At 66.9% G+C, this 11,573-nt stretch carries 11 protein-coding genes; 2 read left to right on the forward strand and 9 right to left on the reverse strand.

Annotated features, from left to right (window positions below; all coding sequences use genetic code 11):
• Positions 1–315: 315 nt before the first annotated feature.
• The 9 genes from recO to rpoE form a co-directional block, all read right to left on the reverse strand.
• A complete protein-coding gene (gene recO / locus N5C25_RS19210) occupies positions 316–1,035 on the reverse strand; it encodes a DNA repair protein RecO (RefSeq protein ID WP_019662165.1) in 720 nt (239 codons plus the stop codon).
• Positions 1,036–1,053: 18 nt separating this feature from the next.
• Entirely contained in the window at positions 1,054–1,950 is an 897-nt protein-coding gene (era, locus tag N5C25_RS19215) for a GTPase Era (protein ID WP_019662166.1), read from the reverse strand.
• On the reverse strand, positions 1,947–2,627 hold the full coding sequence (rnc, locus tag N5C25_RS19220; protein WP_019662167.1) for a ribonuclease III: 681 nt from the start codon (positions 2,625–2,627) through the stop codon (positions 1,947–1,949). Before rnc ends, era begins: the two co-directional genes overlap by 4 nt.
• Positions 2,617–3,000, reverse strand: a complete 384-nt coding sequence (locus N5C25_RS19225) for a DUF4845 domain-containing protein (RefSeq protein WP_010482821.1) — start codon at positions 2,998–3,000, stop codon at positions 2,617–2,619. Before N5C25_RS19225 ends, rnc begins: the two co-directional genes overlap by 11 nt.
• Before the next feature lie 37 nt (positions 3,001–3,037).
• A complete protein-coding gene (lepB, locus tag N5C25_RS19230; RefSeq protein ID WP_019662168.1) occupies positions 3,038–3,832 on the reverse strand; it encodes a signal peptidase I in 795 nt (264 codons plus the stop codon).
• A gap of 54 nt (positions 3,833–3,886) precedes the next feature.
• Positions 3,887–5,680, reverse strand: coding sequence for a translation elongation factor 4 (gene lepA / locus N5C25_RS19235; protein WP_019662169.1), 1,794 nt, complete (start codon positions 5,678–5,680; stop codon positions 3,887–3,889).
• A gap of 180 nt (positions 5,681–5,860) precedes the next feature.
• A complete protein-coding gene (locus N5C25_RS19240) occupies positions 5,861–7,393 on the reverse strand; it encodes a DegQ family serine endoprotease (RefSeq protein ID WP_058981015.1) in 1,533 nt (510 codons plus the stop codon).
• 74 nt (positions 7,394–7,467) lie between these two features.
• The gene (locus N5C25_RS19245; RefSeq protein WP_058981013.1) at positions 7,468–8,349 is read right to left on the reverse strand and encodes a sigma-E factor negative regulatory protein; all 882 of its coding nucleotides are present in this window, start codon (positions 8,347–8,349) and stop codon (positions 7,468–7,470) included.
• Entirely contained in the window at positions 8,346–8,966 is a 621-nt protein-coding gene (gene rpoE, locus N5C25_RS19250; protein WP_019662172.1) for an RNA polymerase sigma factor RpoE, read from the reverse strand. The genes N5C25_RS19245 and rpoE overlap by 4 nt, the downstream gene beginning before the upstream one ends.
• A gap of 235 nt (positions 8,967–9,201) precedes the next feature.
• Here rpoE and N5C25_RS19255 point away from each other — a divergent pair, with 235 nt between their 5' ends.
• Together N5C25_RS19255 and N5C25_RS19260 are read left to right on the forward strand one after the other, a co-directional pair.
• Entirely contained in the window at positions 9,202–11,265 is a 2,064-nt protein-coding gene (locus tag N5C25_RS19255; RefSeq protein ID WP_251103424.1) for a 3-hydroxyacyl-CoA dehydrogenase NAD-binding domain-containing protein, read from the forward strand.
• A 188-nt stretch (positions 11,266–11,453) separates the two neighbouring features.
• A partial coding sequence (locus N5C25_RS19260) for a transposase (RefSeq protein ID WP_279937575.1) occupies positions 11,454–11,573 on the forward strand: 120 nt, incomplete at its 3' end.

Genomic DNA, 11,573 nt, shown 5'->3' on the forward strand with positions numbered 1-11,573 from the left:
CACGCCATGCGTGGATGAATTTCTGTCAGATATCGAAATCAATCTGGGGTTGGATCCATTTTCCTGCGGAAAACGGATCCGACCCCACGCCGTTCCGACAGCTCGCGGAACACTTTCGAAGGCGGGGTGGGTCCGGTTGCGGGAGTGTCCGCGGCATGGATGCCGCAGCCAAGCCCCCAGGGACGGGTTTACGGCGTCTCCCGCAACCGGACCCACCCCGCCTACCCACGGATAGCCAGCTTTTGCCGTTGACGTTGACGCTGATTCGGCTTCGGCTTCGGCAGGTGCAGGCTGCAAGCCCTGCCGAACACCCCCCTACCTGCGGGGTGCGAGCTGCTCGAGCATTTCCCAGGACTTCAGGCCGCGCGGCCCGAGGTGATGGGCCAGCACCCGCCGCATCGGCAGGCGCAGGCTGGCCAGGTCGGCGGCAGCGGGCTCTTCGTCGGCCGCCAGCGCCAACAGCGCCGAGCCAGTGGCCGCCGCCCGGCGTTCCCCGCCGCGCTCGCTCAGCAGTCGCTGCGCGCCTTCCTGAGGATCCAGTTCGTAGCGCGCCGCCGGGTCGATCGGCTGGCCATCGCTGGCGCTGTCCAGATCGAAACCCAGGCCCAGCGCGGACAGCAGCTCGCGTTCGAAGCGACGCAGGGTCCAGGCCAGGCCGGCGCCCACGGCCAGACGCGCACGCGCCTCGCCGTAGGCCAGGTACAACCCGGGCAGCGGGTCCTGGCGCGGAGCCAGGCGCAGGGTCAGTTCACTCAGGTAGAAGCCGGCCAGCATCGCCTGGCCGACCAGCCTGGGTGCCGCATCCAGCGCCTCAGCGCCGCGCAGCTGGGCCAGTTCACCGCGCTGCTGGGCACTGAAGCGGATCCATTGCAATGGCTGCAGGGCAGCGCGCAGCACCTGGCCCTTGGCGGTTGACACACCACGCGCGAGCAGGCCGATACGGCCATGCTGCGCGCTCAGCACTTCGACCAGCAGGCTGGTCTCGCGGTAGGCCCGTGCATGCAGCACGAAGCCGGTGTCGTCCTCGATCAGCATCGAAGCGACCGCAACGACTTACTCGTAACCGAAGGCCTTCAGTGCGGCCTCGTCGTCGGACCAGCCTTCACGCACGCGCACCCAGGTCTCCAGGAACACCTTGGCCCCGAACAGACGTTCCATCTGCAGGCGGGACTTGGCGCCGATCTCCTTCAGCCGGGTGCCACCCTTGCCGATCACGATCGCCTTCTGGCCTTCACGTTCGACCCAGATAACCGCACCGATGCGCAGCAGGTTGCCATCTTCGGTGAAACGCTCGATTTCCACCGTGGTGGCATACGGCAGTTCCTCGCCGAGCTGGCGCATCAGCTGCTCGCGCACCAGTTCACCGGCCAGGAAACGCTGGCTGCGGTCGGTGATCTCGTCCTCGCCGAACATTGGCGGGGCTTCCGGCAGCAGCTTCAGCACATCGCGCACCAGTGCTTCCAGGCCGTTGCGCTTCTGCGCGGAGATCGGATGCACGGCGGCGAAGTCGCGACCTTCGGTCACCTGCTGCAGGAACGGCAGCAGCGCGCCCTTTTCCTTCAGGCGATCGATCTTGTTGACCACCAGCACCACCGGGATGCCGGCGTCGCGCAGCACGTTGAACGCCAGGCTGTCCTCTTCATCCCAGCGACCGGCTTCGATCACCAGCAGGCCGGCATCGACGCCTTCCAGCGAGCCACGCGCGGCGCGGTTCATCACCCGGTTCATCGCCCGCTTCTGCACCTTGTGCAGGCCGGGGGTGTCGACCAGGACCAGCTGGCCTTCCGGATAGGTGGCGATGCCCAGCAGGCGATGGCGCGTGGTCTGCGGGCGGTTGGAAACGATGCTGACCTTGGCGCCGACCAGGGCATTGGTCAGGGTCGATTTGCCCACGTTCGGGCGGCCGATGACGGCCACGCTGCCGCAATGATGGGAAGTTTGTTCGCTCACTTGGAATCCAGTTGTTCTAGGACGGCCGCAGCCGCCTGTTGTTCGGCAAGCCGCCGCGAGGCGCCTTCGCCCTCGGTGCTGGCGGCCGGGTCGGCTACGTTGCAGCGTACCCGGAAGTGCTTGGCGTGGTCGTCACCGGATTCTGACACCAGCTCGTACTGCGGCAACGCCTTCTGTCGGGCCTGCAGCCATTCCTGCAGGCGGGTCTTGGGATCCTTCTCGGGCCGGCCCGAGGCCGGCAGCGCCTCGATCGAAGCACTGAACCAGGGCAGCACCACTGCCCGGCAGGCCTCGAAGCCGGCATCCAGGTAGATCGCAGCCACCACGGCTTCCACCGCATCGGCCAGGATCGAGTCGCGGCGATGACCACCAGACTTCATTTCGCCCGGGCCCAAGGTCAGCCGCTCGCCCAGTTCCAGGCTGCGCCCGATCACCGCAAGCGCGCCTTCACGCACCAGCTCTGCGCGGGCACGGGTCATCGCCCCTTCGTCGGCCTTGGGCCAGCGCCGGTACAACGCCTCGGCCGCCATCATGTTGACGATGCTGTCGCCAAGGAACTCCAGCCGCTCATTGTGCGGCGCACCGGCACTGCGATGCGTCAGCGCCTGCTTGAGCAGCGCCGGGTCGCTGAAGGCATGACCGATCAGGTCGCCACGTTGGATGAATTTACTGGGCACCGCTTCGTGTCAGGTCCTGGGAAGAATCGAATTTGCCAACCACATCGAGGTTGCCGATCAGCTGACGGCGCACTTCGTAGTTGACCTTGAGGGTCCAGCCATTGTCGCGACGGTCGAACTTCACGTTGGCCGGCTTCACGTTGTCCGAGTAGTTGATGTACAGGCGCTTGAAGAACAGGTCCTGGATGCGCGCCGGCTCCATGCTGCCCACGCCCGGCTCGTTGGCCAGGCTCTTCATCGCCGAGCGCACAGCGTAGTACTCCTGATACATCGGGAACAGCTTCATGCCGATGTAGAGGAAGAAGCCCACCACGATCAGGACCGTCAGGAACGAGGTCAAGGTCATGCCACGCTGCGTGTTCATCGTCTTCATTGCGTTCTCCCCAGATACGCGTTGGATGTGAAGGTACTCAGTTGATGCTCGAGCCGATCCGCGACGGCTCGAAGCCATCCTTGCACAACCAGCCCTGGCAGTTCAGCCAGATCAGGAACGCCTTGCCGCGCAGGTTTTCTTCCGGCAGCAGGCCCCAGAACCGGCCATCATCGCTGTTGTCGCGGTTGTCGCCCATCACCAGGTACTTGCCGGCCGGCACGGTCCACTGGCCCTGGCCGCGCGGATAGTCGGTCTCCAGCACCGTGTGGGTGCGGCCCGGCAGGTGCTCGAGCAGCAGGTTGGCGCCCTCGCCCTGGCCCTTGTGGCCGGCGTAGATACCCTTGTTGTCATACTTCAGCGGCTCGCCGTTGAGGATCACGCCGTCGCCTTCAAAGACCACGGTGTCACCCGGCACGCCGATCACGCGCTTGATGAAGTTCTCGCCCTTGGCCGGATCGTTCTCGCCATGGCCGGGGAAGTGGAACACCACCACGTCACCACGCGACGGCTCGCCAAACGGCACGATCTTGGTGTTGCTGATCGGCAGGCGCAGGCCATAGGAGAACTTGTTGACCAGGATGAAATCGCCGATCAGCAGGTTCGGCATCATCGAACTGGATGGAATCTTGTACGGCTCCGCAATGAAGCTGCGCACGACCAGCACGATCGCCAGCACCGGGAAGAACGCACGCGAGTAATCCACCAGCACCGGCTCGGAATCGAGCAGGCCCGCGCGCTGGGCGCGACGCTTGGCGAGGTACAGCTTGTCCGCAAGCAGGATCAGGCCCGAGGCCAGGGTCAGCACGACCAGGAGGATCTCAAACAGTTTCATTCAGGGTCCTTTGCAACGTCACCGGACGACCGGCCCCGCAGGGCCGGTGCGGGCTTACTTGTTGTCCATCTGCAGCACGGCCAGGAACGCTTCCTGCGGGATCTCCACGCGGCCGACCTGCTTCATGCGCTTCTTGCCTTCCTTCTGCTTTTCCAGAAGCTTCTTCTTGCGCGAAACGTCGCCACCATAGCACTTGGCCAGCACGTTCTTGCGCATGGCCTTGACCGTGGTGCGGGCGATGATCTGCGAGCCAACGGCGGCCTGGATGGCCACGTCGAACATCTGGCGCGGGATCAGGTCCTTCATCTTTTCGCACAGCTCGCGGCCGCGGCGGTCGGCATGGCTGCGGTGCACGATCAGCGACAGGGCATCGACCTTGTCACCGTTGATCAGCACGTCCACGCGCACGAACGGGCCCGCGTCGAAGCGCACGAAGTGGTAGTCCAGCGAGGCATAGCCACGGCTGACCGACTTCAGCTTGTCGAAGAAGTCCAGCACCACCTCGGCCATCGGCAATTCATAGCTGATCTGCACCTGGCTGCCCAGGTAATTGATGCCGATCTGGCTGCCGCGCTTTTCTTCGCACAGCTTGATGATGTTGCCGATGTACTCTTCGGGAGTGAGCACGTTGGCACGGATGATCGGCTCGCGGATCTCCTCGACCTGGTTCACCGGCGGCAGCTTGGCCGGATTGTCCATGTTGATGATCGAGCCATCGGTCTTCAGGACCTCGTACACCACCGTCGGCGCGGTGCTGATCAGGTCCAGGTTGTATTCGCGCTCCAGGCGCTCCTGCACGATCTCCATGTGCAGCATGCCCAGGAAGCCGCAGCGGAAGCCGAAGCCCATCGCCTCGGAGCTTTCCGGCTCGAAACGCAGCGCGGCGTCGTTCAGGCGCAGCTTGTCCAGCGCTTCGCGCAGGTCCGGGTAGTCCTCGGCGTCGACCGGGAACAGGCCGGCGAACACGCGCGGCTGCATTTCCTGGAAGCCCGGCAGCGGCTTCGGGGCCGGGTCGCCGGCCAGGGTCAGCGTGTCGCCGACCGGCGCACCGTGCACGTCCTTGATGCTGGCGGTGACCCAACCCACTTCACCGGCCTTCAGCGCCGGCAGCACCTTGCGCTTCGGGGTGAACACGCCAACGTTGTCGACCTGGTGGTTGCGGCCGGTGGACATCACCTGCAGCTTGTCACCGGCCTTGATCTCGCCCTGCATCACGCGCACCAGCGACACCACACCCAGGTAATTGTCGAACCACGAATCGATGATCAGCGCCTGCAGCTTGTCGGTGTCGCGCGGCGCCGGCGGCGGGATGCGGTGCACGATCGCTTCCAGCACATCCTGCACGTTCAAGCCGGTCTTGGCGCTGACCGGCACCGCGTCGGAGGCGTCGATGCCGATCACGGCCTCGATCTCGGCCTTGGCGCGCTCGATGTCGGCGGTGGGCAGGTCGATCTTGTTGATCACCGGCACCACTTCCAGGCCCTGCTCCACCGCGGTGTAGCAGTTGGCCACCGACTGCGCTTCCACGCCCTGGGCGGCATCGACCACCAGCAGCGCGCCTTCGCAGGCGGCCAGCGAGCGGCTGACTTCATAGGAGAAGTCGACGTGGCCGGGGGTGTCGATGAAGTTCAGGTGGTAGGTCTGCCCGTCCTTGGCCAGGTACGGCAGCGACACCGACTGCGCCTTGATCGTGATGCCACGCTCGCGCTCGATCGGGTTGGAGTCGAGCACCTGCGCTTCCATCTCGCGGGCCTGCAGGCCACCACAGAGCTGGATGATGCGGTCGGCCAGCGTGGACTTGCCGTGGTCGACATGGGCGATGATGGAGAAGTTGCGGATGTTCCGCATCGAATCAGAAGACATAGGTGGCGGCGGCGCGCGGCGTCGTCAGGGTAACGGTCGATTATCGCATGCCCGGCGCCCGCCCGCGAAAACGGCCTCATCGAGCCGGGCCCGGAATGGCCGAAGCCCCGCCGGGGCGGGGCTTCGGGGGAACCACGTGGCCGCCGGGGCGGCCTTGCACCGGCCTTATTGGCCAGCCTTGACCGCTACGAACGCGCTGTTGCCGCTGCCGGTGCGCACCAGCAGCATCACCACGTCGCCCTTCTTGTAGCTGGACAGCGCACGGTTCAGCGCGTCCACGCTGCCGACCTGGGTGCTGGCTACCTGCAGGATCACCATGCCCGGAGACAGGCCCGCATCGCGCGCGCCCTGGCCCTTGACCCCGGTGATGCGCACGCCCTCGCCCGATTCCAGGCCCAGCTGCTTGCGCTGCGGCGCGGTCAGGTCACTGACGTCCAGCCCCAGCAGGGCGTTGGCGCCGGCCTGTGGAGCCGCATCGCTGTTGCCGGCAGCCGGGCCACGCGAACTGGCCTGCGCATCTTCGGTCAGTGCGGTCAGGGTGGCGCTGAGGTCGCGCGGCTTGCCATCGCGGATCACGCCCAGGGTGACCCGGCTGCCCGGTGCCATCGCGCCGATCAGCGGGGGCAGGTCGGACCAGCTGTTGACCGGCGCGCCGTTCACCGAACGGATCACATCGCCGATCTTCACCCCGGCCCGGGCTGCAGCCGAGTCCGGCACGATCTGGTTGACCAGGGCGCCGCGGCTGTCCGGCAGGCCCATCGCCTGCGCTTTCAGGCCGTCGATTTCCTGCACCACCGCGCCGAGCTGGCCACGGGTGACTTTGCCGGTCTTCTTGATCTGCTCGACCGCGCTCATCGCCAGGTCGATCGGGATCGCGAAGCTGATGCCCATGTAGCCGCCCGAAGCAGAGAAGATCTGCGAGTTGATGCCGACCACTTCGCCACGCGTGTTCAGCAGCGGGCCACCGGAGTTGCCCTGGTTGATCGCCACGTCGGTCTGGATGAAGGGCACGTAGCGCTGGTCCGGCCCGCCGGTGCTGCGGCCAAGGGCGCTGACCACGCCGGCAGTGACCGAGTGATCGAGGCCGAACGGCGAGCCGATCGCGACCACCCATTGGCCCGGCTTGAGGGAGTTGGAGTCGCCAACGCGCACGGTCGGCAGGTTCTTGCCGTCGATCTTCAACAACGCGACGTCGTACTGCTGGTCGCTGCCCACCACTTTCGCGGTGAACTCACGGCGGTCGCCCAGCTTGACCTTCACCTCGCTGGCATCGGCCACCACGTGGTAGTTGGTCAGTACATAGCCATCGGGCGAGATGATGAAGCCCGAGCCCATGCCACGGCCCTTGATGCTGGGGCCGCCATCCGGCCCACCCGGCCCCTGCCCGGGCATCGGGAAGTCCGGGCCGAAGAAGCGGCGGAAGAACTCCGGCATGTCATCGTCGCCCATCGGGCCGCGGGCGACCTGGCGGTTGTTGCGGACGATGGTGGTGTCGACGTTGACCACGCCCGGGCCGACCTGTTCGACCAGATTGGTGAAGTCGGGCAGGCCGCTGACCAGCGGCTGCGCCGGTGCCCGCGCTGCTGCAGCTGGCGCAGGCTGGGTCTGCGCGGCAGGCGCGGTGGCCTGTGCGCAGGCCACCAGGGGAAGGGTCAGGGCCAGCAGACCCATGGCCTGCGTGCGGAGTCGGGGAGTCATCGGACGGCAACCTCCGGATCGGATGGAAAGAGGAATACGGACCCCGCCGGCGGCGGGGCGTGAAAGCGCCCGGCTCAGTCGCGCGGGCGCTGCGGCACCGGCAGGTCGTCCTGCAGGCGCGGCTCGAACGGATAGAACGCCGCGCCGCCGGCATGGGCCGGGAAGCTGGCATTGAGTGCGCCACCGGCAGCGGGCGCCAGGCTGGAGCGCGGCCACGGCCGGGCCTGCAGTCCGCCCACCTCGCCGAACGGCAGGTTGCGGCTGGCGTTGGCCGGCACGGTCGGGGTCAACGGCGCCGGCGCTGCGGCGACGGCCCGTTGCGGGGCCTCGTCGCGCTGGGCGGCACGCGCAGCCTGCTGGGTACGCGTGGCGCTGGCACGGCGGGCGTCCTGACGACGGCTGGAAGCGGCCATCGCCACAGCCGGCGCAGCAGCCACGGCCATCGCGGCCGTATCCACCGAAGCCTCGGTCACCGGGGCCGGCGCGGTTGGCGCCGGCGCCAGCTCCGCCTGGCTGGCGATCACCTGCGGCGCCAGCGGTTCACCCGGCGTGGCCTCCTTCAGCTTCTCGCCGCCGATGAACAGCGCGACGGCGGCCACCGACGCGGCCAGGGCGGCGCCGCCGCCCCAGGCCCGCCAGCCACTGCGGCGTACCTGGCGACGCGGCTCGACCTGCGGCGCCGGTTCGGCCGCGATGGCGGCGGCCACGGCCGCGCTGAAGCCGACCGGCGCCAGCGCCGACGCCTGCCCGCGCATCACGTCGCCCAGCAGCTGCCAGCGTTCCTGGCATCCGGCCAGCTCGGGGTCGTGCTCCATCCGGCGCAGCAGGAAGCGCGCTTCATCGGCGCCCAGCTCACCATCGACCAGGGCCGACAGCTGCTCGCGATGGCGCTGGTCCAGGCGCTGTCCGGCGGGCGATTGGTGGTTCTGCGATTCGTTGAACGGTTTACTGGTCATACGCGGCTCTTCTCACGGGTGGCGCTGCCGATGTCCAGCAGCGGCCGGAGTTCGGTGTCGATCGCCTCGCGCGCCCGGAAGATCCGTGAACGCACCGTGCCGATCGGGCACCCCATCTTCTGCGCGATATCCTCGTAGCTCAGGCCTTCCACCTCGCGCAGGGTGATTGCCGACCGGAGTTCTTCCGGCAGCGCGTTGACGGCCTTCATTACCGTCTGTTCCAGCTCCTGGCGCATCAACTCGCGTTCGGGCGTGTCGGTGTCGCGCAGGCGGGTACCGGTGTCGAACTGTTCGGCGTCGCCGATGTCGATGTCATCGGTCGGCGGCCGTCGATTGTGTGAAGCCAGGTAGTTTTTGGCGGTATTCACGGCGATTCGATGCAACCAGGTTGAGAACTGGGCGTCGCCACGGAAACTCCCGATCGCGCGGTAGGCGCGGATGAAAGTGTCCTGGGCGACGTCCTGACATTCGCTCCAGTCGGCGATGTAGCGACCGACCAGGGCCACCACCCGATGCTGGTACTTGCGCACCAGGACATCGAAGGCGGCACTCTCGCCGTGCTGCACGCGCCGGACCAGTTCCAGATCCAGCTCCTGTGGTGTATCAACCTCGGCCATGAGGGGCCGCACTCCTGTCAGCCCAACCGACGTCGGGCAATGAGACTGCCAATCCCGGGAAAAGTTCAGTCGCCGATCACCTGGCGCCGCACCAGCTTTTAACCACCGTTCCGTTAGCGTCCCGGTCCACGGCCATGGATCCGGGGGCGCCACTCCCCTGCTATTGGGATTTGACGCGGGGGAAACAACCTCTGGATCATAGCCTCTTCTCCATACACAACCGGATGGAACGTCCATGCTCTCAGGCTTCGATGGTCTCCGCTTCAGCCACTGGCACCCCGAGATCCGCGACGACGGCGTGGTGGTTCTCTCCCTGGATCGTCAGGACAGCAGCGTCAACGCCATGTCGCAGGACGTGCTGCTGGAGCTGGGCGACCTGCTTGAGCGCATCGCGCTGGATCCGCCCAAGGGCGTGGTGATCCAGTCGCTGAAGAAGGCCGGCTTCATTGCCGGTGCCGACCTGAAGGAGTTCCAGGAGTTCGACCGTCGCGGCACTGTCAACGACGCGATCCGGCGTGGCCAGGCCACCTACCAGAAGCTGGCCGAACTGCCCTGCCCGACCGTGGCGGCGATCCATGGCCACTGCCTGGGAGGCGGCACCGAACTGGCGCTGGCCTGCCGCTACCGCGTGGCCTCCAACGACAGCAGCACCCGCATCGGCCTGCCGGAAACCCAGCTGGGCATCTTCCCGGGCTGGGGCGGCAGCGCCCGCCTGCCGCAACTGGTGGGTGCACCGGCGGCGATGGACATGATGCTGACCGGACGCACCCTGTCGGCGTCGGCCGCGCGTGGCATCGGGCTGGTCGACAAGGTGGTGGCACCGGCCGTGGTGCTCGACACCGCCGTGGCGCTGGCGCTGTCCGGCACCACGCGCCCGTTCAAGCAGCGCGCGACGGCCTGGGCCACCAACACCTGGCTGGCACGCACGCTGCTGGCGCCGCAGATGGTCAAGCAGGTCGCACGCAAGGCGAAGAAGGACCAGTACCCGGCGCCGTACGCGCTGATCAGCACCTGGCAGCGCAGTGGCGGCAAGCCGATCCAGGCGCGTTTGGACGCCGAGCGGCGCGCCGTGGTGAAGCTGGCCAGTACACCGACCGCGCGCAACCTGATCCGCATCTTCTTCCTGACCGAGCGACTGAAGGGCCTGGGCGGTGGTGATTCCGGCATCCGTCACGTGCACGTGGTCGGCGCCGGCGTGATGGGCGGCGACATCGCCGCATGGGCCGCTTACAAGGGCTTCGAGGTGACCCTGCAGGACCGTGAGCAGCGCTTCATCGACCCGGCCATGGAACGCGCGCAGTCGCTGTTCGCCAAGAAGGTGCGTGACGAGAGCAAGCGCCCTGCCGTGGCCGCGCGCCTGCGTGCCGATCTGGAAGGCAACGGCGTGGCCGAAGCCGATCTGGTGATCGAGGCCATCATCGAGAACCCCGAGGCCAAGCGTGCGCTGTACCAGACGCTGGAACCGAAGATGAAGCAGGACGCGCTGCTGACCACCAACACTTCGTCGATCCCGCTGGTGGAACTGCGCGATCACATCCAGCGCCCGGCGCAGTTCGCCGGCCTGCACTATTTCAACCCGGTCGCGCAGATGCCGTTGGTGGAGATCATCCATCACGACGGCATGGCGCCGGAAACCGAACGCCGCCTGGCCGCGTTCTGCAAGGCACTGGGCAAGTTCCCGGTGCCGGTGGCCGGCAGCCCGGGCTTCCTGGTCAACCGCGTGCTGTTCCCTTACATGCTGGAAGCGGCCACCGCGTATGCCGAAGGCATTCCGGGCCCGGTGATCGACAAGGCCGCCGTGAAGTTCGGCATGCCGATGGGACCGATCGAACTGATCGACACCGTGGGGCTGGACGTGGCTGCGGGCGTGGGCCGCGAACTGGCGCCGTTCCTCGGCCTGCAGATTCCGGCGGCCCTGCAGACGGTGGAACAGGACAAGCGCGGCAAGAAGGATGGCCAGGGCATCTACACCTGGGAGAACGGCAAGCCGAAGAAGCCGGACGTGGCCAGCGATTACCAGGCCCCGGCCGATCTGGAGGACCGCATGATCCTGCCGCTGTTGAACGAGGCGGTTGCGTGCCTGCACGAAGGTGTAGTGGCCGATGCGGACCTGTTGGATGCGGGCGTGATCTTCGGTACCGGTTTCGCGCCGTTCCGTGGCGGCCCGATCCAGCACATCCGTGCGGTGGGTGCCGATGCGATCGTCGAGCGGTTGAAGGCGCTGCAGCAGCGCCACGGCGACCGTTTCGCCCCGCGACCGGGCTGGGACAACCCCGCCCTGCGCGAACCGGTGATTTGAGTTTATCGGCCGGGCCTGCGGCCCGGCACCCGCCGAGGCAACGTCAAATGCCACAGCAGAAGCCAGAGCCAAAGCGGCTCTGGCTTTTCTGTTTGTTGGGCGGGGCGGTGTCGGGTTGCGGGGACGCGTAAACCCGTCCTTGAAGTGACCCCCGGGAGTTGGACGCCAGATCCAACCCCGAGGGATACATGAACAGATACGACGCTCGTTTCAAACTGCAGGTTGCCAAAGAGGCCTGCAAGACCTCCACATCGGTCAAAGCCGTTGCTCGTCGCCACAGCCTGGAGGCCTCCACGGTCAGGCGCTGG

The organism is Stenotrophomonas sp. GD03958, assembly GCF_029839005.1.
In the GTDB taxonomy this organism is placed as follows: domain Bacteria; phylum Pseudomonadota; class Gammaproteobacteria; order Xanthomonadales; family Xanthomonadaceae; genus Stenotrophomonas; species Stenotrophomonas hibiscicola.

Bases quoted from the DNA above. Each gene is read 5' to 3' on its own strand.
- recO (WP_019662165.1), bottom strand. From the start codon at position 1,035: ATGCTGATCGAGGACGACACCGGCTTCGTGCTGCATGCACGGGCCTAC.
- N5C25_RS19225 (WP_010482821.1), bottom strand. From the start codon at position 3,000: ATGAAGACGATGAACACGCAGCGTGGCATGACCTTGACCTCGTTCCTG.
- lepB (WP_019662168.1), bottom strand. From the start codon at position 3,832: ATGAAACTGTTTGAGATCCTCCTGGTCGTGCTGACCCTGGCCTCGGGC.
- lepA (WP_019662169.1), bottom strand. From the start codon at position 5,680: ATGCGGAACATCCGCAACTTCTCCATCATCGCCCATGTCGACCACGGC.
- N5C25_RS19240 (WP_058981015.1), bottom strand. From the start codon at position 7,393: ATGACTCCCCGACTCCGCACGCAGGCCATGGGTCTGCTGGCCCTGACC.
- N5C25_RS19245 (WP_058981013.1), bottom strand. From the start codon at position 8,349: ATGACCAGTAAACCGTTCAACGAATCGCAGAACCACCAATCGCCCGCC.
- rpoE (WP_019662172.1), bottom strand. From the start codon at position 8,966: ATGGCCGAGGTTGATACACCACAGGAGCTGGATCTGGAACTGGTCCGG.
- N5C25_RS19255 (WP_251103424.1), top strand. From the start codon at position 9,202: ATGCTCTCAGGCTTCGATGGTCTCCGCTTCAGCCACTGGCACCCCGAG.